Origin of the sequence: Ensifer adhaerens (assembly GCF_020035535.1) — a bacterium.
Lineage (GTDB): Bacteria > Pseudomonadota > Alphaproteobacteria > Rhizobiales > Rhizobiaceae > Ensifer.
In genome coordinates this window covers 70,998-94,753 of sequence record NZ_CP083349.1, presented here as the reverse complement: position 1 = coordinate 94,753, position 23,756 = coordinate 70,998, and the positions used below count along the sequence as shown (strand labels likewise).

The following is a 23,756-nucleotide window of genomic DNA, read 5'->3' as shown; positions in this document are numbered from 1 at the left end:
GCCGCAGCCGACATTCGAGGCCGCCAAAAACAACGCCCGCGGCACCATGACGACGCCGCGGGCTCAGGGAAACATGCTTTCAAGTGCTGCATGCTTTTACCCTTGGTCGGCAACGACCCAAGGAAACATGCCGTCGCGGAACGAGCCGCCGATCAGAACTCCTGCCAGTCGTCCTTCGCGACCGCCGCAGCGGAACCGCCGCCGCCAAAGGCGCGGGCGACGTTGCCCATCATCCGACGGGCCGGCGATTCGACCGGGCGGGTGGTTTCACGCGCCACGACCACCGGTCTTGCCGCGATATTGTCCACCTTGAAGTAGGCAATCAGGTTGGCAAGGTTGTTGGCTTCTGCAGAGAGCTTGTGGGTGGCGGCATTCGCCTCTTCCACCATCGCCGCGTTCTGCTGGGTCACCTGGTCCATCTGGTTGACCGCGGTGCTCACTTCGCTAAGACCCGTCGACTGCTCGCGCGCCGCCGTGGCGATCGAGTGGATATGATCGTTGATCTTCAAGACGCGGTCCTCGATCTCACCGAGGGCCGAACCGGTTTCCTGCACCAGCCGGACGCCGGTCGCCACTTCGCTGCCCGACTTCGAGATCAGCGACTTGATGTCCTTGGCAGCACTTGCCGCACGCTGCGCCAGCTCGCGCACTTCCTGGGCGACGACGGCAAAACCCTTGCCCGCATCACCGGCACGTGCCGCCTCGACGCCGGCATTCAGCGCCAGCAGGTTGGTCTGGAAGGCGATTTCGTCGATCACGTTGGTGATCTGGCCGATCTCGCTCGAGGCCTGCTCAATGCGGCCCATGGCATCGACGGCATTGCGCACGACGGCCGCAGATTGCGCCGCACTGTGTTTGGCCTCGTTGACCATGACGGTCGCTTCCTGCGCCCGCTCGGTCGAGCTCTTGACCGCGACTGTGATCTGGTCGAGTGCGGCCGAAGTTTCCTCCAGCGCTGCAGCCTGCTGCTCGGTGCGCTTCGACAGATCGTCGGCGGCCGAACGCAACTCGGACGAATTTCCGTTGATCGAGTCCGTCGTCACACGGACCTCGCGCAGAGTCTTCTGCAGGGTCGAGAGCGTCTCGTTGACGTTCTTCTGCAGCTCGGCGAAGGCGCCCTGGTAGTGACCGTTCATGCTCTGGGTCAGGTCACCACCGGCCAGGCTCGCGATCACGCGACGGGTCTCGGCGATACCGGCATCGACGCTGCCGACCAGTTCGTTGACGCTGGCGGCGAACCGGTTGAGATCTTCGTTCTCATAGTTCTTGCCGATACGCTTGGTGAAATCGCCGGCGGCCGCAGCCGCCACGACGACACCGATGCTCGACTGGAGGTCGGCGCTCTTTTCACGCAGCACCGCTTCCTGCGCGTTGAGGTCGCGGACGGCAAGGCCGTTCTGCTTGAAGACCTCGACGGCTTCTGCCATTTCGCCGATCTCGTCCTTGCGGCCGACAAAAGGCACGTCCGCGGTGAGATCGCCGCCGGCCAACTGCTTCATCTTGCCGGTCAATTCAAGGATCGGACGGCTCAAATGGTTGGTCGCGATGTAGAATGCGGCTCCAATGCCGGCGATGAGGCCAAGGCCGGCGATGGCGAGAATGGTGATGATCACGCTACGCTCGAAGGTGGCGGTGTCAGCCGTAACGACTTCAAGCGTCTTCAGGTTGATGTCGACGACGCCGTCGATCTGCTCCTGGAAAGCCTTGCGGTTGGCGCGATTGGCGTCGGTATTGCCCTGCTCGTTGGCGGCCTGCGGCGAAACTTCTTCGCCAAGCCGCGCCGTCTCGACGCGGAAGGTCCTGAACTCCGCGGCGCGAGCGACGAGCGTATCGAAAGACGCCTTCGATTCGGCGGGGATCAGCGGCCGCCACTCGGCAAGCAGCGTGTCGATCTTGTCGAGGTTCTTGCGAATGCCCTCGGCGAACGGCTTGGCTTTCTCGATGGTCGGGGCGGCGTAGACACCACGCGATTCCATGACGACTGCGGTCACCAGACGGTTGAGGCGTTCCGCGTTGAAGGCGCGCGCCGCGACATTCTCGTACTGGTGGAATTTCTCGTTGTATTTGCTGACGGCGACCAGCGACATGCCGGTCACCGCTACCGCCAGCACACTCATAATGCCGACGATTAGATTGATCTTACCGCGTATTTTCATCCCGACCTCCACAAGGCCGCGAGACCTGTCCGATTATCGGACACGCCGCCACCCCATTGCACCGGGGCGACCCTAAAATAGCCGTGGTTAATAAAGCTCGTCGCCGCCAGCCGGCATTCTGGGGAGCGCCGGTTAGAGTTCTGTTTACCAATCTCGGCTAGATGCCCACCTTTTCTTTTTTGCGCGTCTGTCCGGGCCTCTCTCGGGGAGGGTCGGTCACTTTTGTGGGCCTGCCATCACTGAATCGCCGGCCGCAATTGACTTTCCGGGAAATTTCCTCTTATAAGCCGCGCACGTCCGGTCAAGCTCTCCTGCCCGCAAGGCGGAGCCGTGTCCGGTAACGTAAACGCTCCTTGCTACACGCAAACCCAAGAAGGGCCGCACACCGCGGTATTAAATAAATGAAGCGTACCTACCAACCGTCCAAGCTTGTTCGCAAGCGTCGTCACGGCTTCCGTTCGCGTATGGCTACCAAGGGTGGCCAGAAGGTCCTCGCAGCCCGCCGGGCTCGTGGCCGCAAGCGTCTTTCGGCTTAAGCCGAAGTTGCCCGAAACCAGTGTCCGGGCACATGACGTCAGATAAAGACAAAACGACTGTCGGGCGGCTGAAAAGCCGTCCGCAGTTTTTGGCCGTTCGGGCAGGAGAAAGCCGTAGAGGCCCGCTGTTTCTCCTCGAGGTGCTCGACCGCAATGATCCGGAAGGCGAAGCCCGCGTCGGCTTCACCGTTACCAAGAAACACGGCAATGCCGTCGAGCGAAACCGGATGCGCCGACGCCTGAAAGAGGCGGTGCGGCTTTCCGCCGGGTTTGCAATGAAACCCGGACACGACTATGTGATTGTCGCGCGACGCGATCTCCTGAATGCCCCCTTCGACGCCTTGACCCGGGGGCTTGGCGAGCGCATCGAAAACAAGCCGAAACAGAAGCGGCCGCCGGCCGGTTCCAGGAAACCATGATGGAAAAAAACCGCAACTATTTCGTGGCGATTGGCCTGTCCGTGCTGATCCTCATTGCCTGGCAGTTCCTTTACGTCAATCCGAAGATGGAAAAGGAACGCATCGCCGCGGAAGCCCTGCAGGCGCAACAGGCGCAGTCGGCAACTCCGACTCCGGCGACGCCGGGCCAGACCCTGCCGGGCGGCGGCGCTATCCCGGGCGCTGGTGAAAACCGCGACCAGGCGATTGCGAAGTCGGCCCGCGTTGCGATCGACACGCCGGCCCTGTCCGGTTCCATCAACCTGACCGGCGCCCGCTTCGACGACCTGAAGCTCAAGGAATACCGCGAAACGGTCAATCCGCAGAGCCCGGTCATCACGCTCTTCAGCCCTGCCGAGACGACCGACGGCTACTTCGCCGAACTCGGTTATGTCGGCAGCGATGCGACCGGCAGCGTGCCGGGCCCGCAGACCGTCTGGACGCTTTCGGGCGGCGACAAGCTGACCGCAGCGACCCCGGTAACGCTGACCTTCACCAACGAGAAGGGCGTCACCTTTACCCGTACGGTCTCGGTCGACGACCACTACATGTTCCAGGTGGTCGACAGCATCAAGAACGACACAGCCGAGCCGCTCGCGCTTTCGTCCTATGGTCGCGTGACCCGCTTCAACAAGCCGACGACGCCGAGCGTCTACGTGCTGCATGAAGGCTTCATCGGCGTGCTCGGCGAACATGGCCTGCAGGAACTGAAGTACGGCAAGATCGAGGACGAGAAGTCCGTCGAACCCGGCAAGGCGACCGGCGGCTGGCTCGGCATCACCGACAAGTACTGGGCAGCGGCAATCGTCCCGCCGCAGGCAACTCCGTACGACACGCGCTTCACGCACTTCACCGACGGGCGCCCCCGCTATCAGAGCGACTACAAGAGCGACGCCGTGACCGTGGCCCCCGGCCAGACGTCCGAGATCAAGAACCTCATCTTCGCCGGCGCCAAGGAAGTCCCCGTCGTCGACAATTATGAAGTGGCCTATTCGATCCCCAACTTCGACAAGCTGATCGACTGGGGCTGGTTCTACTTCATCACCAAGCCGATGTTCAAAATGATGGATTTCTTCTTCCGTCTGTTCGGCAACTTCGGCATCGCGATCCTGATCACCACGATCGTGGTCAAGGGCCTCTTCTTCCCGCTCGCCAACAAGCAGTACGCATCGATGGCGAACATGAAGAAGGTTCAGCCGAAGATGGAGGAACTGAAGAAGAAGTTCGGCGACGACCGCATGGGCCTGCAACAGGCAATGATGCAGCTCTACAAGGAAGAGAAGATCAACCCGTTGGCGGGCTGCTGGCCGATCCTCATCCAGATCCCGGTGTTCTTCGCACTCTACAAGGTGATCTACATCACCATCGAGATGCGCCATGCGCCGTTCTTCGGCTGGATCCACGACCTTTCGGCGCCGGATCCGACCACGATCGTCAACCTCTTCGGCCTGCTGCCGTTCGATGGCCCGACTTTCCTGCATCTCGGCGTCTGGCCGCTGATCATGGGTGTCACCATGTTCGTGCAGATGCGCATGAACCCGACGCCGCCGGACCCGACCCAGGCGATGCTGTTCACCTGGATGCCCGTCGTCTTCACCTTCATGCTGGCATCATTCCCGGCCGGCCTCGTGATCTACTGGGCCTGGAACAACACCCTTTCGGTGCTCCAGCAGTCGATCATCATGAAGCGCCAGGGCGTGAAGATCGAACTCTTCGATAACCTGAAAAGCCTGTTTTCGAAGAAGCCCAAACCGGCGGAGTGACGCCGGACGGTACGACAATCCCAAAGCCCCGGACCACGGTCCGGGGCTTTTTCGTTTCGGTGCCATCGCGCGACACGCAATGACGTTGACGCGGGCGCGCAGCACGGGCATCAGGCGATATTGAAATCACTGCGCCTCCGCTCCAGGACAATTTGCCATGACCGACCCGTCGGCCACCTCTGCTCCGTTCGCTGCCAACGAGAAGCTTGGCGCCCTGCTTGTCTTCGGTTCTGCCTTCTTCTGGAGTTTCGGAGGGGCCATTGCCCGCTTCCTGGAGATCCCCGACAGCTGGACGATCGTCTTCTGGCGCTGCCTGTTTGCAGGCCTGTTTCTTTTGGCCTTCATGCTGGTGCGCGACGGACCGCGCGGCACGCTGGCACTGTTCAAGGACATGGGCTGGCCTGGCATTGCCGTCGGGCTCTGCTTCACCATCGCCTCGACCTCCTTCATCATCGCCATTTCCTATACAACCATCGCCAATGTCGTGCTGCTTGGCGCCGGCGTGCCGCTGTTTGCTGCTCTGATGAGCTGGGTCCTGTTTCGCGAACGGGTCTCGCGCTTCACCTGGGGCGCGATCACGGCCGTCATCGTCGGCGTCGCGATCATGGTTTCGGAGAGCCTCACGGGCAGTGTTTCGCCGGCCGGTGATGCGCTGGCGCTGCTCATCCCCATCGTCTTCGCGCTGGCGACCGTCATCACCCGCCGCTATCCGCATGTGCGGATGACGCCGGCTACGTGTTTCGGCTGCTTCGCCGCCAGCGCCATTGCGGCAAGCCAATCGTCCGGACTTGCGGTGACCTCAGGCGAGCTCGCCCTGCTCTTCGTCTTTGGCGCCTTCAACCTTGGGCTTGGCATGGCGCTCTTCGTCACCGGAGCCCGGCTTGTACCCTCGGCGCTCGCCGCCCTGCTCGGCACGGCGGAAACCGTGCTCGGTCCGCTCTGGGTCGCGATCATCCACGGTGAAGTGCCGAGCGGCCGGACGATCATCGGCGGCGCCTTCATCTTTCTGGCGCTGCTTGCCTACCTGCTCAACGAGTTCCGGCGGGTGCAAACCATCCCGACACGACCGGTCCGCACGCCGACGCCTTGACATCCACGGCCAAAACCGGGAAGCCATGAGCTTTCTCGATGAAGGACCGACCGCCGATGGCCGAAACCAGAACCAAAGACGACAAGCCGCTGTTCGGCCGGCCGTGGATTTTCATTCGCGGCGTGCCTGCAATGAAGTTCCTTCCGCCCGAGGGCCCGCTGGAGATCGCCTTTGCCGGCCGCTCGAATGTCGGCAAGTCGTCGCTGATCAACGCTCTGGTCGGACATAAGGGACTGGCGAGAACGTCGAACACGCCGGGCCGCACGCAGGAACTCAACTATTTCGTGCCGGACGGCTATTCCGGCGAGGCCGACGACCTGCCACCTATGGCGCTCGTTGACATGCCCGGTTACGGCTATGCCCAGGCGCCGAAGGAACAGGTCGACGCCTGGACCAAGCTGGTGTTCGATTATCTGCGCGGCCGCTCGACGCTGAAGCGCGTGTATGTGCTGATCGACTCCCGCCACGGCATCAAGAAGAACGATGAAGACGTGCTCGCACTGCTCGACAAGGCGGCTGTCTCCTACCAGATCGTCCTGACCAAGACCGACAAGATCAAGGCAGCCGGCGTGCCGAGGCTGATCGCCGAGACGCTCGAGAAGATCAAGAAGCACCCGGCGGCCTTCCCGGAGGTTCTCTCGACATCTTCGGAAAAGGGCGACGGCATCGAGGACTTGCGCGCCGCGATCAACACTGCGATCACGCGCTAGGGTAATTCCGACTTTCGTTCGAAGCGCGGCCCGAGTTGCTCGCTCCCGACAAGACCGATCACCTCAAAGTCTTTGATCTCTGTCACTACCCCGACATGCAATCCGCTCTATCTCTGCGTTGCGTCCAGTTCGGTGGCGTGGCCAGAGATAGGAGAGAGACATGTCCGATTTGATCGTTGTCGGGTTCGATTCCCCCGAGGAAGCCGATAAGGTTCTGGTCCGGCTTGCCGGGCTGAAGAAGGAATACCTGATCGACCTTGAGGACGCGGTCGTCGTCGTGCGCGACACGGAAGGCAAGGTTCATCTGAAGCAGAGCCTGAACCTGACCGCCGTCGGCGCGACGTCCGGGCTGCTCTCCGGTTCGATCTGGGGCGGGCTCGTCGGCCTTCTCTTCCTCAACCCGCTGGCAGGCTTTGCGATCGGCGGCGCCCTCGGCGCCGGTGCCGGCGCTCTCTCCGGCTCGCTGGCCGACTACGGCATCGACGACGAGTTCATAAAATCGCTCGGCAACACCATCCCGAACAATTCCTCGGCGCTGTTCATCCTCGTGCGCAAGGTACAGCCCGAGAAGGTGCTCGCCGAATTCCCGGACCTGCGTGGCCGTGTCCTGAAGACGTCGCTTTCGCCAGAGCAGGAGCAGAAGCTGCAAGCGGCACTCTCCGGTGCCGCGGCAGCCTCGCCGCCGGCCGGGTCGTTCTAAGCCCCGGGAAACACCGGATGCAAGGCGCTCCAGCCGGCAGTGGCTAGCTTGATTTGGCCGCCGGTACGAAGGCAAGCGCCAGGCCATTGATGCAATGGCGCTTGCCGGTCGGTGGCGGGCCGTCGTCGAAGATATGGCCCAGGTGTCCGCCGCAGCGGCGGCAATGGCACTCCGTGCGGGTCATGAGCAGGGACGTATCATCTCGCGTCGCCACGGCACCGGGCAGCGACTGCCAGAAGCTCGGCCAGCCTGTGCCGCTGTCATACTTCGCCTCGGACGAATAGAGCGGAAGCGCACAGCCGGCGCATCGAAAGACACCCTCGCGCTTTTCGTGATTGAGGGCGCTGGTGAAGGGGCGCTCCGTGTCCTCGTGCCGCAGGATCCGATACTGGTCGTCCGTCAGGATCGCCCGCCACTCCGCATCTGTCTTGACGATCTCGAAGGTCTGTGTCGCGCTCGCCCAGGCAAAAGGAGCAAGGCCGCGGATTGCCGCGGCTGCGGCGAACGCGGTACCTGCCATCAAGAACACACGCCTGCTGATCATGGAACCTCCTTCGGCCCCTGTGATCGAGATCAGAACTTTCGCGCCTTGCCGAGTGCAATAAACGGCCCGGTCGGCTGCCCGGTCGGCGATCCTCCAGAGGCCTCGACGCTGACAGCGAAGACCGAACCGGCGGACATTCGTTGCTGGTACAGGGAGGGCACGGCGATTTCGCCCTCACCCGTCTGCGGCAGCACGCCAAGCGAGATCGCAGGATTGCTGCCGTTGACCAGCCAGAGTTCAAGGGACTTCTGCTCGGGCTGGACGGTAGCGATCGGCGTCACTTTCAGATGACCCGTAACCCGATCGAAACGGGCGACGAGATCGATCGCGCCGTTGGCCTTGCCTGATAATTCGGCCACCAGCGACGCCTTGGTCGTCGGCGCGTCGAATAGGCCGGCCATGGATGCGCCGATCACCGTCAGCGTTGCGAGCGAAGCCAGCGCGAGACCGCGCCACAGCGGCAGCGAACGCCAAAGTCCTCCGCGCGGCGGCCCCATTGGTGCGGGTCGCGACTGTTCAAGAAACCGCCGCTCGCTGGCGGAAAGCATTCGGGGCGGCGGAGCAAGCACCTCGTAGGCTTCATTGAAGGAAGACAGGTTGCTCTGCCAACGGTCGACCATGGCGGCAAAGTTGCGATCGGAGACAAGGCGAGCCTCGACCTTGCGGCGATCATCGGCGGACAGAACGCCAAGAACATATTCCCCGGCGATCACTTCGTCGCGGCGGAAATCCCGGCCCTCTGGGGTTGGTGCTGTCATCGCTCCCTACGCTCTCGTACCTTCATGAGGCTACGCCTCAACCAAGACCGCATCGTGTTCAGCGGCGACGAAGACTCCTCCGGTTCCCGGTGAAAAAGACCTCCGCCACACAGTGTTGCGGTCCTTCAAGCTCCTCCATGCAGGCATCGATCCACCTGCCCCTTGCGCTTGAAAACCGCCAATTTTTCCGGATCCGCAGCAGGATCAGACAAATCGCGGGCTTCGTCAATCACGTTCCCTGCTGGTTTACACCTGTCGGCAAGGTAGGGCACGATGCGCCGAGCACCAGCCCTGTCATTCCGGCTTTATCTTGCTCGCCGATCATTCCATCGGTCCGGAACTTGCGCTAAACAGCAGCCGGTATTTTTCGAGGGTACGCCATGTCCGCCAATGAAAGTGAAATCCAGGCACGCCTGCTCACCCAGGCCCTGCCCTATATGCAGCGCTACGAGAACAAGACGATTGTCGTCAAATATGGCGGCCACGCCATGGGCAACAGCGAGCTTGGGCGCGCCTTTGCCAGCGACATCGCGCTTCTGAAGCAGTCGGGCGTCAACCCGATCGTCGTGCACGGCGGCGGCCCGCAGATTGGCGCGATGCTGACGAAGATGGGCATCGAATCGAAGTTCGAAGGCGGCCTGCGCGTCACCGACGAAAAGACGGTCGAGATCGTCGAGATGGTTCTCGCCGGCTCGATCAACAAGGAGATCGTGGCGCTCATCAACCAGACGGGCGAATGGGCGATCGGCCTTTGCGGCAAGGACGGCAACATGGTCTTTGCCGAAAAGGCGCGCAAGACCATCAAGGATCCGGATAGCAACATCGAGCGCGTGCTCGATCTCGGCTTCGTCGGCGAAGTCGTCGAAGTCGACCGCACGCTGATCGATCTGCTCGCCCGCTCGGAGATGATCCCGGTCATCGCACCGGTGGCGCCTGGTCGTGACGGCCACACCTACAACATCAACGCCGACACCTTCGCCGGTGCCATCGCCGGTGCACTCAACGCCACGCGCCTCCTGTTCCTGACCGACGTTCCGGGCGTTCTCGACAAGCAGGGCAACCTGATCAAGGAACTTTCGGTTTCCCAGGCCCGCGCATTGATCGCCGACGGCACGATTTCCGGCGGCATGATCCCGAAGGTCGAGACCTGCATCGACGCGATCAAGGCCGGCGTGCAAGGCGTCGTCATCCTCAACGGCAAGACGGCCCACTCGGTGCTGCTCGAAATCTTCACCGAACGCGGCGCCGGCACGCTGATCGTGCCCTGATTACGCGATCACTCCATCGCTTCAGCGAGCGATGGAGTGATCCAGCACCATGCAGCTCAAACCATGCCATTCCGGGCGCGGAAGCATCCGTTCCCCGGAATTCCTCTAGGCGGCGGCCATTTTATTTGGGCGCCGTCTGTGCGGCGGCAGCATGCTTTCTTCTTCCGCCTCCTGTGGCGCTCCCCAGAATGCCTGAAGTGAAGGCCCCGCATCGAGATGGCGGCGTCGGAACATGAACTCGTAGAGTTCATGGAACCAGACCCTCCGCCCCATGCGGGTATACCAGCGCATGGCGTGGCGCTGCTGCCGGTCACGATGAAGGAAGATGCGCGTCAACGCTTTCGGCCGCACCTGGATCGCAACCTCGATCAGCTTGACGCAACAGAACAGCACAACCGGATGCAGGTGCTTCGTCTTCAACACCTGATGCTTGTAATCCCACTTCCGAATGTCGGGTTCGATAACCGTCCGGCCCTTCGCCAGGCCGAAGAACGGCGTCCACCGGTGCGGCGTCACATACAGGGCCTGGATCTGGTCCGGATCATAGGAAAGCAGTTGCCGGAAGCCTCGCCAAAGATCACTCAGGCGCTCCTCCTCGAAGCCGACGACCCATGTCGCCATCGACAGGATATCGTGCTTGCGCAGAAGTGCGAGCGCCTGCCTGTCGCTGGTGACGGTTCCGCCTTTCTTGATCAGCTTCAGGGTCGCGTCATCAGTGTTTTCCATACCGAGCAACCAAAGGACGACGCCGGCTTTGCGGTAGAGATGCAAGATATCGGCGTCGCGCACGATATCGTCGGCGCGTGTCGAGCCCACGATCTGCACCGGTACGTTTTCGGCGATCATCGCGTTCAGAAATGCAATCCAAGCCTTGGGTGACGAGGTCGGGTTTTCGTCGGCAAGATTGATCAGTTCAACGCCCTGTTCGCGATGAACGCGCGCGATCTCCTTCGCGAAGGCAACCGGGGCGCGGTGGCGCCAGCGTGTCCAGAAGCCACGCTGGCCACAGTAATTGCAAAGATGGGGACACCCGCGCGAGAACTGCAAGACAACGGCTCGTTTTCCGCCCCAATAGCTGTAGTCTTGGTGATCGATCAATTCCCAACCGATGCGGTAAGCGTCGAGGTCCGCGATCGCCTCTGCAGGCCTGGTGGCAACAGGCACGCCGTCGTCTTCACGATAGGCAATGCCGGGAACGTCGCTGAACGATCCTGAGGAGGACAAGGCACGAACGAGCCGCCGTACGGACTCTTCACCCTCTCCCCGCACGATGTAATCGAAGACATCCGTTTCACTCAGGACGTCACGCCAATGGTATGTCGGGAAGACCCCGCCATAGACAATCCGAACCGACGGCATGGCTGCCTTGATCTCTCTGGCGATGCGGCTGGCAGTCGGATGCGCGGATGTCGAGCCGGAATGACCGATCAGAACGAGTTCCGGCCGATGTGCGAGCACCCGTTCGAGAATTTGGGCAAAGCTCAACGGCCCGAACTCACAATCGATCAGCCGCACCTCGTGGCCGTCGTCGATCAGCGGTCCACCAACTGCGAGGAGGCCAAGCGGCGGAAGATGGTCGTCGGGAATGCGGCTCCCGATCGCCGTATGCGGTGGATTGAGAAGGACAATCTTCATAGCGTGTCTCTATGTCCGGAAGGGCCCCAGTCAGAGACACGATAAAACTGAAGATTGCGGAAATTTCGCTTCCAGGCTGTGGCCGAAACCGTACGATTTCGCGGTAAGATGGCGCGCCATGCTCCGCACGGCACGCCCAGCCCTGGGCTCTAGCGATGCGAATAGATCTCCGTCGCCGCGGCATTCAGCTTTTCCATCATCGCCCGATAGGGGCCAGGACCATAACTGACGCGCGAGACCCCGGCTCGGGCGAGCGACTTCAGGTCTGGTGCGGCCGGGCGCATCATGATGTTGACCGGCAGGTTCGAGGCGGCGCAGACCTTGGCGATCAGGCCCTCATCAACCAGCCACGGCACGAAGAAGCCGTTGGCACCGGCTTCGGCAAAGGCCTTGCCGCGCGCGATCGCCTCGTCGACAAGGCCAGCGTGCCGCGACTCATCACCTTCCTGCAGGAACAGGTCGGTACGGGCGTTGATGAAGAGCGGGATGCCCCGCCGGTCGGCCATTTCGCGTATCGCACGGATGCGCGCCGCCTGTTTTTCGACGGCATACACGCCGCCCTTGCCGACCACTTGGTCCTCGAAGTTGATGCCGATGGCGCCGACGTCGAGGATGCGCGAGACGTTGGCAGCGCCGGTTGCCGGATCTTCGGAGTAGGCGCCTTCGAAATCGACGGAAACGGGCAGCTCCGTCGAGGCAACGATCAGCCGCGAGACATCGGCGAGCCAGGTCATCGGCACCTTCTCGCCATCGCCGAACCCATGGGCAGCGGCGACCGACCAGCTTCCTGTGGCAAGCGCCGTGGCGCCGGCATCCGCCACCGCCTTGGCGCTGCCGGCGTCCCAGATGTTGTAGAGCACCACTGGATCGCCCTTCCGATGCAGGGCAGCAAAGGCGAGCGCCTTTTCCTTCTGGTTCATTGCATTTCCTCCACGAACAGGCTGACAGGTTTCGCTTTCGCCTCGTGCCGGAGCAGCCACTGTTTCCGCCAAAGCCCACCGCCGTAACCCGTCAGGGAACCGTCCGAACCTAGGCAACGGTGGCAGGGAATGACAATGGCAATCCGGTTGGAGCCGTTGGCCTTGGCCACGGCACGTGCGGACTGGATCGTAGCGACCTCGCGGGCAATGTCACCATAGGAACGCGTTCCACCGACGGGAATTTTCACAAGCCTCGCCCAGACATTGCGCTCAAATGGCGTACCACCGGGCGCGAGCGGCGTCTGGAATCCGCCTGTCCCGCCTGCAAAATAGGCCGTGAGCTCGCTTTCGATCTGGTCGATCGGCGCCGTCCGGCCGGGGACGATAGCCGAGCGCGTCGCGCGCTTCAGCGCCTCCAGTTCCGTCGGCAACGCCTTGCGTTCATGGAACTCCAGCAAATAGAGGTGTGTCGCATCGGCAACCGCAACCATCGGTCCGAGCGGCGTTTCGATCCAATCGGAGGAAAGCAGGGCCCTTCCCTGGGCCGCCGCCGGCGCGTCACCGAGCAGCCGCTGGAAGGCAGCCCGAAAGCCGCTCGGCGATTGGTATCCCGCTTCGAGCTGGGCATCGATCACCCGGCCGCCATCGGCAAGTTGGCGGGCGGCAAGTCCCAGGCGGCGATGGCGCGCAAGATCGAGAAAGGTGATGCCAAGGCTGCGTTTGAAGGCGCGCCGGACCGTCGAAGGATCAAGCCCGCGGCGCACGAGATCGCCTTCGCTCCAGCGGCGTTCCGGTGCTGCCTCCAGCGCCCGCAGGAGATCCTCGACGAGCGAGTCCTTGGTGCGGATGGAAGCCAACGGCCGGCAGCGCTGGCACGGGCGGAAGCCCGTCTCCAGGCAGGTGCCGATCGAGCCCACGAAGATCGTGTTCTCGCGCTTCGGCTTGCGGGCGGGGCAGGACAGGCGGCAGAAGACGCCTGTCGTCTTGACGCAGACGAAGGCGGCGCCCTCGTACTCTGTGCTTCGCGCAATCAAGGCGTCGTAAAGCGTTTCGTCGGAAGGAAGATCGAACAACATGCTGGCGGTTCTACCATGCCTGCATTTACAGCGGCGCCGGTTTTCGGGCGTCTATTTTTCAGATCAGGACGAGCATCACCACGCCAAGAACGATCAACAGGCAGCCGAAGAGCTCCAGCCGGTTGATCCATTCGCGGAAGATGAAGAAAGACGAAGCGAAGGTGAAGAGCATTTCCACCTGGGCCACGACCTTGACCACGGCTGCCTGCTGCAGCGTCATCGCCATGAACCAGCCGAAGGAAGCAGAGGCCCCGACGAAGCCGACGATGAAGGCCGGTTTCCAGGCAGCCGCGATACGCGGCAGCTCGTCACGCTCGCGAAGCACGATCCAGATGAGCATGACGATAGTCTGCAGAAGGATGACGAAACCGAGCGTATAGCTCGCCTGCATCACGTAGTCCGGCGCCGGAAGACTCGGCGCCAGCGCCAGCGAGGCCGAACGATAGGAGACGGCCGAAAGACCGAAGAAGGTGCCGGACAACAGGCCGATGCCAGCCGTGCGCGAGAATACCGAGGTCACCAGCGTGCGCGGGCTCAGGGTGGTGCGCGCCACCGAGATCAGCATGACGCCGATGACCGAGATGGCGATTGCCACCAGCGTGCCCTCGCTTGCCTTCTCCCCGAGGAAGATCAGCCCGAAAAGGGCCGCCTGAGCCGGCTCGGTACGCGAATAGGCGGTGCCGACGGCGAAGTTGCGGAAGGAGAAGAGATGGACGAGCAGGAAGGTCGCGGCGATCTGCGCCAGCCCGCCGATGACGGCCCAGAGGAAGAAGGTGCCGTTTGGCACCGGCAGCGGACGGCCCGCCACCTGCCAGAGCAGGAACAGATAAAGGAAGGCGAAAGGCAGGCCGAAGCCGAACCGCACGAAGGTTGCGCCGGTCGTGCCCATGACGCCTTTCAGGTGTTTCTGCATGGCCGAGCGGACATTCTGAAGGAATGCCGCGGCGACGGTGATGAGGACCCAGGTTTCCATGGCTGCGAGCGAGAGCAATTCAGGAAGAGTGTGAAACGGTCATTCGCCTGAAATTACATAATTTCAGGGAGTTGGATCGCTTCACTGTTTCAAGGAAGATCAAGCCATCTAACACACAGGTCCGGCTATTGCCAAGAACTCCGGATCTTGGGGTTTCAGTCCGCCTTCTCTGCAGCCTCCACCGGAGTATTGACCGGCTTGAGGGAGAGCGACGGCCCTTCTTCTTCGAAGGTCTTCACCCGCTGATCATAGTGCGGCGAGATCGTGCCGAGCACGCGGTCCCAGAAGGAGAAATAGTTGCCGTAGTTGTAGCGGAACGCGGAATGATGCTGATCGTGGAAAGTCGTGCACAGCAGGGGCGACGGATAACGCGCCGTCGACGCTGCGAAATACTCGAAGCCGCAATGCCCGAACATGCCGTTGAAATGCTCGAACAGCCGGTGCCCGATGAGGATCGCGGGCGGAAACGGGACGAGAAAGACGACGACGGCCGAATAGCTCTGCAGCAGGAAGTTGTCGAAGACATCCTCCGAATAGGTGCTCCAGATCGTCGGCGCGACGCTTTTGTGGTGCAGGGCGTGCAACGGATAGAGCCACCTGGTGTGCAGCAGCCGGTGCATGAAATAGAACCAGGTGTCGTAGAGGAACATGCAGAGCACGAAGAGCGGCACTGCATTCCACCAGGTGAGGTTCCAGGGCGCCGGTGCCCAGCCCTTCTGCTGGGCGTAGAGGCCGATCGTCAACGGCAGGCAGGCACTGAACATCGACGCCAGGCTCTGGCGGATTTCAGCGTTGCGGCGCTTGTCGGAACTGCGCCCCTTCTGGATCTTTCGCTCTGGATTGCGTTGGTTGAACCAGGTCAGGCCGTAGCCCAGGGCAAAGTACGTGACGACGGTGAACGCATAGAATCCCAACAGGAACAGCAGATAGAAACGTTCGTCCGACATTGGCGCCTGCATTCCCCCGAGCCAAAACCGCGTGCTGGAAGATGCCACGCCGATTCGGCAATTCAAAGTGGAATTCTATGCGCCAACATTGCAGCCTCGTGCAGTTGTCCGCGTTTTTCCCATTTGCCGCCACCGTTCCCCGTGTCATAAGGCGGTCATGAAAAAGCTCGACCGCCTGCCGACCCATTCCGACTTCGCCCACGTCACCGACTGGGTGTTCGACCTCGACAACACGCTCTATCCGCATCACGTCAACCTGTTTGCGCAGATCGACCGCAACATGACGGCCTATGTGGCGAAACTGCTGTCGCTGGATCCGGCGGACGCAAAGAAGCTGCAGAAGGACTACTACCGCGACCACGGCACGACGCTGAAGGGACTGATGGTCCACCACGGCATCGATCCGAATGAATTCCTCGAGCAGGCGCATGCGATCGATTACAGCATCGTGCCGCCGGATCCGGCGCTCGGCGAAGCCATCAAGTCGCTGCCCGGCCGCAAGTTCATCTTCACCAATGGCAGCGTCGCACATGCGGAGATGACCGCGCGGGCGCTCGGCATCCTCGACCAATTCAACGACATCTTCGACATCGTCGCTGCCGATTTCGTACCGAAGCCGGCCGGTGAAACCTATGACAAGTTCATGAGCCTGCACCGGGTCGACACCCGCAACGCGGTGATGTTCGAGGACCTGCCGCGCAACCTCCTGGTGCCGAAGGCGCTGGGCATGAAGACGGTGCTGCTCGTGCCGCGCAATCTCGAATACACCTTTGCTGAATCCTGGGAGAAGTCGAACGACACCGACGAGCAGATCGACTACGTGACGGAAGATCTCACCAGCTTCCTGCGCCGTCTGGTCACCGGCCTCTAGGTCACGATCATTTGGGTCGGATCGACCCGAAATCGCTTCTCACAGGTGCGAGCGGGATACCGGCGGGAGGACGACCGCAAGCACATTTCCAAGCCGCTCCGACACAATTTGGCCGCCGAAAAACCCCTTTTCGGCCAATGACTTAAATTACAAAAGTTTAACTGGTACGGCGCGCGGCTCCGTCTATCCTTTCGATCAGGGACAACCCGATCGAAAGGAAGCATGATGCCGAAAAAGACCCTGATCCTCGGTGTGACCGCACTGGCCGTAGCCGTCACCGGAATGGCCGCCCCGTCCTTTGCAGCGCGCGAAAAGCTGACGCCCGAGCAGCGCGGCGAACGCATGATCCAGCGGCTCGACACCAACAAGGACCAGAAGGTCAGCCTGGACGAGTTCCAGGCGCGTGTCGCCGCCAATTTCAAGACCTTCGACACCAATGGTGACGGCCAGATCAGCGCCGACGAGATGAAGGCGAAACGCGAAGCCTTCCGCGAGGCGCGCAAAGCCTGGCGCGAAGCCAAGGACAAGAGCGGCACCGAGCGCGAGGCAGCACTTGCCAAGCTGAAGGAAGTTCACCCCGGCATGCTGCCGGGTCTCCGGCCGAAAGCCTTCAAGCGTGTCGACACCGACGGTAACGGATCCTTGAGCGAGAACGAAGTTTCGAGCGCCGCCGAGACGATGTTCAAACGGCATGACAAGAACGGGGACGGCGTCATCGATGCCGCCGATTTCACCAAGAAGATCTAAACCCGGATGATGACGCGCTCTCCCGCCCGGTGGAGCGTGTCGTCTGCGTGGCGCCTCCCCCTCGCATCGGACGCGATCGCCAGGGGGAGGCGTGAATTCCCAAGAACCAATCCTCCCAAAAAGACAATGCCGCGCGCCAGCTAGGCGCGCGGCATTGTCTTTTCATCTGACGAAGGCGGGCCCGATCGGGCCGCGAACGCTAGCGTCGTCCGTTCGCCATCGGCACCGACTTCGGGTCGACTGTTTCGTAGAAGCGGGAAATGATCTCCCAGGCCTCATCCGCCGTTTCGACGAATTGTACCAGGTCAACGTCGTTGGGCGCGATCGTGCCGAACTCGGCAAGTGCGTCGAAGTTGATGATCGAGCGCCAGAATTTCTCGCCGAACAGAATGAGCGGTACCAGCGCCAGGCGACCGGTCTGCATCAGCGTCATCGTTTCGAAGAGTTCATCGAGCGTACCGAAGCCACCGGGAAAAACGGTGACGGCCTTGGCGCGCAAGAGGAAGTGCATCTTGCGGATGGCGAAGTAGTGGAAGTTGAACGACAGTTCCGGCGTCACGAAACGGTTCGGCGCCTGCTCATGCGGCAGCACGATATTGAGGCCGATCGACGGGGCGCCGACATCGTCCGCGCCGCGGTTGCCCGCCTCCATCACACCCGGCCCACCGCCGGTGACCACAACATATTCCTTGTGACCCAGCTTGGCCGAGTGCTCCGAGCAGATTCGCGCGAACTTGCGCGCTTCCTCGTAATAGACCGAGGCGGCTTCCAGGTTCTTGCGCTGCGTCTCGTTCTTTGCAGCCCAGGCATCACCGCCGGGCTCAGGGATGCGGGCGCCGCCGAACATCACCACGGTCGAGTTGATACCGCGCTCTTCGAGCATCATTTCGGTCTTCAGCAGCTCGAGCTGCAGGCGGATGGGGCGCAGCTCCTCGCGGCACAGGAAATCGTCGTCAATATAGGCGAGGCGATAGGAGGGCGAGGCCGATTGCGGCGTGACCGGAACCGTCTGCGCGCGCTGCCGGCTCTGCGTGCTGTCGGCCAGCGGATCCCAGACCCCGTCCTTGCGGCGCAGCGCGCGTTTCTTCATACGTGCCATAGTGTCGTCTTTCCCGTCGCGTTCCGGACAATCTGCATCTCGTCCGGACGCGTCCTATCCTGTTTCCTCGGTCATGAAGGTCGCAAACGCATCAACGCGTCGCAGCGGCCCTTGCGCATCCTGCACCGGTGCGCGGCGCTGTAGTGCCGGACTCGCCGAGACTTGCCAAGCCCCGGCGGGGCGTATGAACCCGAAAAGCCCTTCAACTTTTCAGGATCACGCTCTACAGCGCCGCGTTCCCTTCAAGGCGCGCAAGGTCGCTGTAGCACTCTGAACTGCTGCATGTTTTTGTCCTTAAATCGATTCCGATTTAAGGAATTATGCAGTAGAGCTTTCGCAGGATAACCGCCGAACTTTAAGGAATTCCGATGAACAACCACGACCTCGCCTCCCTGTCGCAGACGATCGAGACCGCCTTTGAAGACCGCGATTCCATCAACACCGGAACGCGTGGCGCAGTGCGCGACGCCGTGGAAACATCTCTGAACCTGCTCGACAGCGGCAAGGTCCGCGTCGCCGAACGCGGCGAGGATGGCGTGTGGACGGTCAATCAGTGGCTGAAGAAGGCGGTACTCCTGTCCTTCCGGCTCAACCCGATGGAAATCGTCAAGGGCGGCCCGGGCCAGTCCGTCTGGTGGGACAAGGTGCCGTCGAAGTTCGATGGCTGGAGCGTCAACGAATTCGAAAAGGCCGGCTTCCGCGCCGTTCCGAACTGCGTCGTGCGCCGTTCGGCCTATATCGCTCCCAACGCGATCCTCATGCCCTCCTTCGTCAACCTCGGCGCCTATGTCGGTGAAGGCACGATGGTCGACACCTGGGCGACCGTCGGCTCCTGCGCCCAGATCGGCAAGAACGTGCATCTCTCGGGCGGCGTCGGCATCGGCGGCGTTCTGGAGCCGATGCAGGCGGGCCCGACGATCATTGAGGACAATTGCTTCATCGGCGCCCGCTCGGAAGTCGTCGAAGGATGCATCGTGCGCGAGGGCTCGGTCCTTGGCATGGGCGTGTTCATCGGCAAGTCGACCAAGATCGTCGACCGCGCCACCGGCGAGGTGACCTATGGCGAAGTTCCGCCCTATTCCGTCGTCGTCGCAGGCTCGATGCCTTCGGGCTCGACCATGGGCAACGGCCAGCCCGCACCGAACCTCTATTGCGCCGTCATCGTCAAGCGCGTCGACGAAAAGACCCGGTCGAAGACCGGTATCAACGAACTGCTCCGAGACTGATGCGATGACACCGGAGGGGCCGCAGCCGAGCATGACCTGGCTGTTCTTCAGCCCCTCCGGCCGCATCGGCCGTCTGCCCTTCTTTCTCTCCTGGCTGTTCTGGTTTCTGATCGGCGGTTTCATCGTCGCCAGGATGGTTGCCAACGAGGAATACGAGACGGCGCTCGCCCTCTGGACACTGGCGTTCGCCATCTCGGCGATCGTCTCCCTGCCCTCGATCGCCATGCTGGCAATCAAGCGCCTGCACGATATCGGCTATCCCGGCCCGCTCTCGCTCTGTCTGTTCATCCCCGTTCTCAGCCCGGTCGTCTTCCTCGCCCTTTGCCTTTGGCCGGGGGAGCAGGGACCCAACGAATTCGGCGTGCGCAGCGACGAACCCGGCCCCTGACCCTTCGCCCCTGTACAAGAACCGTGCGAGCGCGTATGTAGCGCGCCATGACAGGCCCGCGACGTGTTGGCCACGGCAATTCGCGCCGATGACGATCCGATCGTCCTGGGCATGACGACCGAAATCCGAAAGACAAGATATGACTGAATTCGAAGGGATCGCGCCTGCGATCGCCGAGGCGTTGGCAAAACGCGGTTACAACGAATTGACGCCGGTTCAACAGGCGATGCGCGACCCGGAACTCGCCGAGCGCGACGCGCTGGTTTCCGCGCAGACCGGTTCCGGCAAGACGGTGGCCTTCGGCCTGGCGCTGGCGCCGACGCTGCTCGGCAACGAGCGCCGTTTCGGCTCGGCCGGTGCACCGCTGGCGCTCGCCATCGCGCCGACGCGCGAACTGGCGCTGCAGGTCAAGCGCGAGCTTGAATGGCTCTACGGCGAAACCGGTGCGACTATCGCCTCCTGCGTCGGCGGCATGGACATGCGCACCGAGAAGCGCACGCTCGAGCGCGGCGCCCACATCGTCGTCGGCACGCCCGGCCGTCTCTGCGACCACATCCGCCGCAACTCGCTCGACATTTCGTCGCTGCGGGCCATCGTGCTTGACGAGGCCGACGAGATGCTCGATCTCGGCTTCCGCGAGGATCTCGAGTTCATTCTGGAAGAATCCCCGGAAGACCGCCGTACCCTGATGTTCTCGGCCACCGTGCCGAAGTCGATCGCGACGCTTGCGAAAAACTACCAGCGCGATGCCGTGCGCATCAGCACCGCTTCCGAACAGAAGCAGCATGTCGACATCGAATATCGCGCGCTGACCGTTGCTCCGAACGATCGCGAGAACGCGATCATCAACGTGCTTCGCTACTACGAAGCGAAGAACGCCATCGTCTTCTGTTCGACGCGTGCAGCGGTCAACCATCTGACCGCCCGCTTCAACAATCGCGGCTTCTCGGTGGTGGCGCTTTCGGGCGAGCTCAGCCAGAACGAGCGCACCCATGCGCTGCAGGCCATGCGCGACGGCCGCGCCCGCGTCTGCATTGCCACCGACGTCGCTGCCCGCGGCATCGACCTGCCGGGCCTGGAACTGGTCATTCACGCGGATCTGCCGACCAATTCCGAGACGCTGCTTCACCGCAGCGGCCGCACCGGACGTGCCGGTCAGAAGGGCGTCAGCGCGCTGATCGTTCCGGTCAACCAGCGCCGCAAGGCCGAGCGCCTGCTCGACGGCGGCCGGATCACCGCGACCTGGGCACGCCCGCCGTCGGCCGACGAAGTCAGCCAGCGTGACGACGAGCGTCTGCTTGCCGATACGAGCTTGGCCGAGCCGATCCGCGAGGACGAGCAGGCGATCGTGGCAGCGCTGCTCGAGCGTCATGGCGCCGAACAGATGGCCGCCGCCTTCGTGCGACAGTTCCGTTCGGGACGGTCCGCTCCGGAAGACCTGATCGAAGTCGCAGTCGGCGCCAAGCCGCGCCGCGACGAACGCGCACCGCGTGATGATCGTGCACCGCGCGAGGACTTCGGCGCCGACCGGGCCGATTTCAGCGACGGCAGCTGGTTCTCGCTCTCGGTCGGCCGCAAGCAGAGTGCGGAACCGCGCTGGTTGATCCCGATGCTCTGCCGCCACGGCAAGCTGACCAAGCGCGACATCGGCGCGATCCGCATGCAGCAGGAAGAGACCTTCGTGGAAATGACGGCCGATGGCGCCGAACGCTTCCTGTCGGCCATCGGCAAGGACAAGATGCTGGAAAAAGGCATCCGCGTGAAGCCGCTCGCCGGTGCACCCGACCTTTCGCAGCAGCGCCAGGAAAAGCCTGCCTATTCCAAGGACAAGCCAAACTTTTCCAAGGATAAGCCGGGCTTTGCCAAGAAGCGCCCCTTTTCCGACGACGCTCCTCGCAATGACGACCGCGGCGACTTCAAGCCGAAGCGCAAGTTCGAAAAGAAGGCCGGATACTCCGAAGGACCGGCCTACACCGAGGACCGGCCGCCGGCCAAGGGCGCAGACAAGCCCTGGAGCAAGAAGAAGGACAAGCCGCAGGGCGGCAAGGACGGCTTCAAGCCAAAGGCCAAGAACAAGGGCAACAACGCCAAGAACCGTCAGGGCTAAGCTCGACACGAGACATCTCCGACAAACGAAAAACGCCGCGATCCGATCGCGGCGTTTTTCGTTTCAGGGACCGGCAAAGCGGCGCCGTCAGGCTTCGAGGAACCGAAGGCCGGCGACGGCGACGATGATCATTGCAATGCAGGTGATGCGCATCCATGACACCGGATCGCCGAAGAGCACAATGCCGAGCACGGTGATGCCGACCGAGCCGATACCGGTCCAGGCGGCGTAGGCGGTGCCGGCGGGCAGGTCCCGCATCGCGATCGTCAGGAGGTAGACGCTGCCGAGTGCTGCGGCGATGCCGATCACGCTCGGCACCAGTTTCGTCCAGCCCTCCGCATATTTCAGCGCCAGCCCCATGACGATCTCGATGAGGCTCGCCACTATCAGAATGATCCATGCCATGTTTCGTCTCCATTGGAATTCTCACATGGCCTACAAGCTGATAGCATAGGCACCAGATAACAATTACGCACCTTTTGGTAACTATGGAAAATCCCGACACATCAGCGCCCGCGACATCCATTCCCGACGTCTTCGATCCGACCTGTTCGTCACGCCACGCGCTGGAGCTCGTCGCCGGCAAGTGGCCGATGCTGATCATCTCGGCGCTTGAAGGCGGACCGATGCGCAACGCCGCTCTGATGCGCCGGCTCGGCGACATCTCGCAAAAGATGCTGACGCAGACTTTGAAGGAGCTGGAGCGCAATGGCCTCGTGATCCGCGAGGACAAGAAGACCGTGCCACCGCATGTGGAATACAGCCTGAGCCCAGTCGGCCGTTCTCTCAGCGAAACCCTGCTGGTGCTCGACCGCTGGGCGGAGACGCATTTCGGTGCGCTGGATGCCGCACGCGAACGCTACGACGCCGACCGCGGCACATGAAGCTCAGGCGGCATCGAGCTGCGACTGGGCGACGACCTTGACCACCCAATCGGCAAAGACGCGCAGGCGGCTGCTCAGGTGCCGGTTCGGTGGATAGACCAGATAGATCGGCATGGATTCGACCTCCCAATCCTCCAGAACAGGCCGCATGGCGCCGGACACGAGGTCGTCGCGCACCATGAAGCGGGGCGCCTGAATGACGCCGAGGCCGGCCCTTGCCGCCGCGAGATAGGTGGTCGCTTCGTTGGCCGCCACGGTGTAGCGCCCGTTCACCTCGATCTCTTCGTTGCCGCGCTTGAAATAGAACGGCATCTGCTGGCCGGTCTGTGGCCGGAAATAGCCGACGACATAGCAGTTCTTCGAAAGGTCCGACGGATGCTGCGGCACCGCGTGGCGTTGGAGATAGTCGGGGGCGGCGCACGCGACGAAGCTCATCTCGGTGATGCGCCGCGCGATCAGCGACTGGTCCGTGAGCGCGCCGATGCGGATGGCACAATCGACGTTTTCCGCCACATAGTCGACCGTCCTGTCCGAAACACCGAGATCGATCTGGATGTCTGGATAGCGCTTGTGAAACTCCGGCAGCGCCGGGATGACGATCAGGTTGGCAATCGCGCTTGCCATTTCCACCCTGAGCCGCCCCTTCGGCAGGGTCTGGGCGCTCGAAAGACTGCCGTCGAGTTCGTCGAGATCGGTCAGCAAGCGTGCGGCGCGTTCGTAGTAGAGTGCGCCGTCCGGCGTCACCAGCACCCGGCGGGTGGTGCGGTTGAGGAGCTTCGTGCGCAGATGTGCCTCCAAGCCCTGGATGAGATTGGTAAGCGTTGCCTTGGGCATATTCAGCGAAGCGGAGGCGCGGGTGAAGTTTCCGGTCTCGACGACCCGGAGGAACGCGCGTATGGCCGTGAGCTGGTCCATTTTCAA

At 62.3% G+C, this 23,756-nt stretch carries 24 protein-coding genes; 13 read left to right on the top strand and 11 right to left on the bottom strand.

Annotated features, from left to right (window positions below; translation table 11 throughout):
• Positions 1 to 152: 152 nt before the first annotated feature.
• Complete coding sequence (locus tag LAC81_RS00445; protein ID WP_223726300.1) at positions 153 to 2,156, bottom strand: HAMP domain-containing methyl-accepting chemotaxis protein; 2,004 nt, start codon at positions 2,154 to 2,156, stop codon at positions 153 to 155.
• A 401-nt stretch (positions 2,157 to 2,557) separates the two neighbouring features.
• On the opposite strand from LAC81_RS00445, the gene rpmH reads away from it, so the two are divergent.
• From rpmH to LAC81_RS00415, 6 genes are all read left to right on the top strand, one after another.
• Positions 2,558 to 2,692 carry a 50S ribosomal protein L34 gene (gene rpmH / locus LAC81_RS00440; RefSeq protein WP_077962533.1) on the top strand — a complete coding sequence of 45 codons (135 nt, stop codon included), beginning with the start codon at positions 2,558 to 2,560 and terminating at the stop codon, positions 2,690 to 2,692.
• Positions 2,693 to 2,712: 20 nt separating this feature from the next.
• Complete coding sequence (gene rnpA, locus LAC81_RS00435) at positions 2,713 to 3,111, top strand: ribonuclease P protein component (RefSeq protein ID WP_057248057.1); 399 nt, start codon at positions 2,713 to 2,715, stop codon at positions 3,109 to 3,111.
• The gene (gene yidC, locus LAC81_RS00430) at positions 3,111 to 4,892 is read left to right on the top strand and encodes a membrane protein insertase YidC (RefSeq protein WP_223726299.1); all 1,782 of its coding nucleotides are present in this window, start codon (positions 3,111 to 3,113) and stop codon (positions 4,890 to 4,892) included. Before rnpA ends, yidC begins: the two co-directional genes overlap by 1 nt.
• A 157-nt stretch (positions 4,893 to 5,049) precedes the next feature.
• Positions 5,050 to 5,982 (top strand): DMT family transporter, encoded by a 933-nt coding sequence (locus LAC81_RS00425; protein ID WP_223726298.1) that lies wholly within the window; start codon positions 5,050 to 5,052, stop codon positions 5,980 to 5,982.
• 56 nt (positions 5,983 to 6,038) lie between these two features.
• The gene (gene yihA, locus LAC81_RS00420; RefSeq protein WP_113536770.1) at positions 6,039 to 6,692 is read left to right on the top strand and encodes a ribosome biogenesis GTP-binding protein YihA/YsxC; all 654 of its coding nucleotides are present in this window, start codon (positions 6,039 to 6,041) and stop codon (positions 6,690 to 6,692) included.
• A gap of 160 nt (positions 6,693 to 6,852) precedes the next feature.
• Positions 6,853 to 7,392, top strand: a complete 540-nt coding sequence (locus LAC81_RS00415; protein ID WP_223726297.1) for a DUF1269 domain-containing protein — start codon at positions 6,853 to 6,855, stop codon at positions 7,390 to 7,392.
• Positions 7,393 to 7,435: 43 nt separating this feature from the next.
• On the opposite strand, the gene msrB is transcribed toward LAC81_RS00415, so the two are convergent.
• Together msrB and LAC81_RS00405 are read right to left on the bottom strand one after the other, a co-directional pair.
• Positions 7,436 to 7,936, bottom strand: coding sequence for a peptide-methionine (R)-S-oxide reductase MsrB (gene msrB / locus LAC81_RS00410; RefSeq protein WP_223726296.1), 501 nt, complete (start codon positions 7,934 to 7,936; stop codon positions 7,436 to 7,438).
• Positions 7,937 to 7,965: 29 nt separating this feature from the next.
• Positions 7,966 to 8,694, bottom strand: a complete 729-nt coding sequence (locus tag LAC81_RS00405; RefSeq protein ID WP_223726295.1) for an anti-sigma factor — start codon at positions 8,692 to 8,694, stop codon at positions 7,966 to 7,968.
• 380 nt (positions 8,695 to 9,074) lie between these two features.
• On the opposite strand from LAC81_RS00405, the gene argB reads away from it, so the two are divergent.
• A complete protein-coding gene (argB, locus tag LAC81_RS00400; RefSeq protein WP_065372260.1) occupies positions 9,075 to 9,962 on the top strand; it encodes an acetylglutamate kinase in 888 nt (295 codons plus the stop codon).
• A 105-nt stretch (positions 9,963 to 10,067) separates the two neighbouring features.
• Here argB and bchE read toward each other — a convergent pair whose 3' ends face one another.
• The 5 genes from bchE to LAC81_RS00375 all read right to left on the bottom strand — a co-directional run bounded on the left by bchE (position 10,068) and on the right by LAC81_RS00375 (position 15,513).
• On the bottom strand, positions 10,068 to 11,597 hold the full coding sequence (gene bchE, locus LAC81_RS00395; RefSeq protein ID WP_223726294.1) for a magnesium-protoporphyrin IX monomethyl ester anaerobic oxidative cyclase: 1,530 nt from the start codon (positions 11,595 to 11,597) through the stop codon (positions 10,068 to 10,070).
• Positions 11,598 to 11,746: 149 nt separating this feature from the next.
• Entirely contained in the window at positions 11,747 to 12,517 is a 771-nt protein-coding gene (locus LAC81_RS00390) for an isocitrate lyase/PEP mutase family protein (RefSeq protein WP_223726293.1), read from the bottom strand.
• The gene (locus LAC81_RS00385) at positions 12,514 to 13,593 is read right to left on the bottom strand and encodes a bifunctional transcriptional activator/DNA repair enzyme AdaA (protein WP_223726292.1); all 1,080 of its coding nucleotides are present in this window, start codon (positions 13,591 to 13,593) and stop codon (positions 12,514 to 12,516) included. The genes LAC81_RS00390 and LAC81_RS00385 overlap by 4 nt, the downstream gene beginning before the upstream one ends.
• Before the next feature lie 58 nt (positions 13,594 to 13,651).
• Positions 13,652 to 14,566: a DMT family transporter gene (locus tag LAC81_RS00380; RefSeq protein ID WP_223726291.1), complete on the bottom strand. Its 915-nt coding sequence runs from the start codon at positions 14,564 to 14,566 to the stop codon at positions 13,652 to 13,654.
• A gap of 155 nt (positions 14,567 to 14,721) precedes the next feature.
• Positions 14,722 to 15,513, bottom strand: a complete 792-nt coding sequence (locus LAC81_RS00375) for a sterol desaturase family protein (protein ID WP_223726290.1) — start codon at positions 15,511 to 15,513, stop codon at positions 14,722 to 14,724.
• A 157-nt stretch (positions 15,514 to 15,670) separates the two neighbouring features.
• Here LAC81_RS00375 and LAC81_RS00370 point away from each other — a divergent pair, with 157 nt between their 5' ends.
• Both LAC81_RS00370 and LAC81_RS00365 read left to right on the top strand, forming a co-directional pair.
• On the top strand, positions 15,671 to 16,384 hold the full coding sequence (locus LAC81_RS00370) for a pyrimidine 5'-nucleotidase (RefSeq protein ID WP_223726289.1): 714 nt from the start codon (positions 15,671 to 15,673) through the stop codon (positions 16,382 to 16,384).
• A 225-nt stretch (positions 16,385 to 16,609) separates the two neighbouring features.
• The gene (locus LAC81_RS00365) at positions 16,610 to 17,131 is read left to right on the top strand and encodes an EF-hand domain-containing protein (RefSeq protein WP_223726288.1); all 522 of its coding nucleotides are present in this window, start codon (positions 16,610 to 16,612) and stop codon (positions 17,129 to 17,131) included.
• Between the two features lie 199 nt (positions 17,132 to 17,330).
• On the opposite strand, the gene LAC81_RS00360 is transcribed toward LAC81_RS00365, so the two are convergent.
• Positions 17,331 to 18,230, bottom strand: coding sequence for an LOG family protein (locus LAC81_RS00360; RefSeq protein ID WP_223726287.1), 900 nt, complete (start codon positions 18,228 to 18,230; stop codon positions 17,331 to 17,333).
• Positions 18,231 to 18,598: 368 nt separating this feature from the next.
• On the opposite strand from LAC81_RS00360, the gene dapD reads away from it, so the two are divergent.
• The 3 genes from dapD (at position 18,599) to LAC81_RS00345 (ending at position 21,951) form a co-directional block, all read left to right on the top strand.
• Positions 18,599 to 19,456, top strand: a complete 858-nt coding sequence (dapD, locus tag LAC81_RS00355) for a 2,3,4,5-tetrahydropyridine-2,6-dicarboxylate N-succinyltransferase (RefSeq protein ID WP_223726286.1) — start codon at positions 18,599 to 18,601, stop codon at positions 19,454 to 19,456.
• Between the two features lie 4 nt (positions 19,457 to 19,460).
• On the top strand, positions 19,461 to 19,844 hold the full coding sequence (locus tag LAC81_RS00350) for a DUF805 domain-containing protein (RefSeq protein WP_223726285.1): 384 nt from the start codon (positions 19,461 to 19,463) through the stop codon (positions 19,842 to 19,844).
• A gap of 139 nt (positions 19,845 to 19,983) precedes the next feature.
• Positions 19,984 to 21,951 (top strand): DEAD/DEAH box helicase, encoded by a 1,968-nt coding sequence (locus LAC81_RS00345; protein WP_223726284.1) that lies wholly within the window; start codon positions 19,984 to 19,986, stop codon positions 21,949 to 21,951.
• 87 nt (positions 21,952 to 22,038) lie between these two features.
• Here the strand turns inward: LAC81_RS00345 and LAC81_RS00340 are convergent, their stop codons facing one another.
• Positions 22,039 to 22,356 (bottom strand): DMT family transporter, encoded by a 318-nt coding sequence (locus LAC81_RS00340; protein WP_113536594.1) that lies wholly within the window; start codon positions 22,354 to 22,356, stop codon positions 22,039 to 22,041.
• Positions 22,357 to 22,439: 83 nt separating this feature from the next.
• On the opposite strand from LAC81_RS00340, the gene LAC81_RS00335 reads away from it, so the two are divergent.
• Positions 22,440 to 22,835, top strand: coding sequence for a winged helix-turn-helix transcriptional regulator (locus LAC81_RS00335; protein ID WP_223726283.1), 396 nt, complete (start codon positions 22,440 to 22,442; stop codon positions 22,833 to 22,835).
• A 3-nt stretch (positions 22,836 to 22,838) separates the two neighbouring features.
• On the opposite strand, the gene LAC81_RS00330 is transcribed toward LAC81_RS00335, so the two are convergent.
• Positions 22,839 to 23,750: a LysR family transcriptional regulator gene (locus LAC81_RS00330; RefSeq protein ID WP_223726282.1), complete on the bottom strand. Its 912-nt coding sequence runs from the start codon at positions 23,748 to 23,750 to the stop codon at positions 22,839 to 22,841.
• Between the last annotated feature and the right edge of the window lie 6 nt (positions 23,751 to 23,756).

Coding starts and splice junctions, on each gene's coding strand:
- LAC81_RS00445 (WP_223726300.1), bottom strand. CDS start 2,156: ATGAAAATACGCGGTAAGATCAATCTAATCGTCGGCATTATGAGTGTG.
- rpmH (WP_077962533.1), top strand. CDS start 2,558: ATGAAGCGTACCTACCAACCGTCCAAGCTTGTTCGCAAGCGTCGTCAC.
- yidC (WP_223726299.1), top strand. CDS start 3,111: ATGGAAAAAAACCGCAACTATTTCGTGGCGATTGGCCTGTCCGTGCTG.
- LAC81_RS00425 (WP_223726298.1), top strand. CDS start 5,050: ATGACCGACCCGTCGGCCACCTCTGCTCCGTTCGCTGCCAACGAGAAG.
- yihA (WP_113536770.1), top strand. CDS start 6,039: ATGGCCGAAACCAGAACCAAAGACGACAAGCCGCTGTTCGGCCGGCCG.
- LAC81_RS00415 (WP_223726297.1), top strand. CDS start 6,853: ATGTCCGATTTGATCGTTGTCGGGTTCGATTCCCCCGAGGAAGCCGAT.
- msrB (WP_223726296.1), bottom strand. CDS start 7,936: ATGATCAGCAGGCGTGTGTTCTTGATGGCAGGTACCGCGTTCGCCGCA.
- LAC81_RS00405 (WP_223726295.1), bottom strand. CDS start 8,694: ATGACAGCACCAACCCCAGAGGGCCGGGATTTCCGCCGCGACGAAGTG.
- argB (WP_065372260.1), top strand. CDS start 9,075: ATGTCCGCCAATGAAAGTGAAATCCAGGCACGCCTGCTCACCCAGGCC.
- bchE (WP_223726294.1), bottom strand. CDS start 11,597: ATGAAGATTGTCCTTCTCAATCCACCGCATACGGCGATCGGGAGCCGC.
- LAC81_RS00390 (WP_223726293.1), bottom strand. CDS start 12,517: ATGAACCAGAAGGAAAAGGCGCTCGCCTTTGCTGCCCTGCATCGGAAG.
- LAC81_RS00385 (WP_223726292.1), bottom strand. CDS start 13,593: ATGTTGTTCGATCTTCCTTCCGACGAAACGCTTTACGACGCCTTGATT.
- LAC81_RS00380 (WP_223726291.1), bottom strand. CDS start 14,566: ATGGAAACCTGGGTCCTCATCACCGTCGCCGCGGCATTCCTTCAGAAT.
- LAC81_RS00375 (WP_223726290.1), bottom strand. CDS start 15,513: ATGTCGGACGAACGTTTCTATCTGCTGTTCCTGTTGGGATTCTATGCG.
- LAC81_RS00370 (WP_223726289.1), top strand. CDS start 15,671: ATGAAAAAGCTCGACCGCCTGCCGACCCATTCCGACTTCGCCCACGTC.
- LAC81_RS00365 (WP_223726288.1), top strand. CDS start 16,610: ATGCCGAAAAAGACCCTGATCCTCGGTGTGACCGCACTGGCCGTAGCC.
- LAC81_RS00360 (WP_223726287.1), bottom strand. CDS start 18,230: ATGGCACGTATGAAGAAACGCGCGCTGCGCCGCAAGGACGGGGTCTGG.
- dapD (WP_223726286.1), top strand. CDS start 18,599: ATGAACAACCACGACCTCGCCTCCCTGTCGCAGACGATCGAGACCGCC.
- LAC81_RS00350 (WP_223726285.1), top strand. CDS start 19,461: ATGACACCGGAGGGGCCGCAGCCGAGCATGACCTGGCTGTTCTTCAGC.
- LAC81_RS00345 (WP_223726284.1), top strand. CDS start 19,984: ATGACTGAATTCGAAGGGATCGCGCCTGCGATCGCCGAGGCGTTGGCA.
- LAC81_RS00340 (WP_113536594.1), bottom strand. CDS start 22,356: ATGGCATGGATCATTCTGATAGTGGCGAGCCTCATCGAGATCGTCATG.
- LAC81_RS00335 (WP_223726283.1), top strand. CDS start 22,440: ATGGAAAATCCCGACACATCAGCGCCCGCGACATCCATTCCCGACGTC.
- LAC81_RS00330 (WP_223726282.1), bottom strand. CDS start 23,750: ATGGACCAGCTCACGGCCATACGCGCGTTCCTCCGGGTCGTCGAGACC.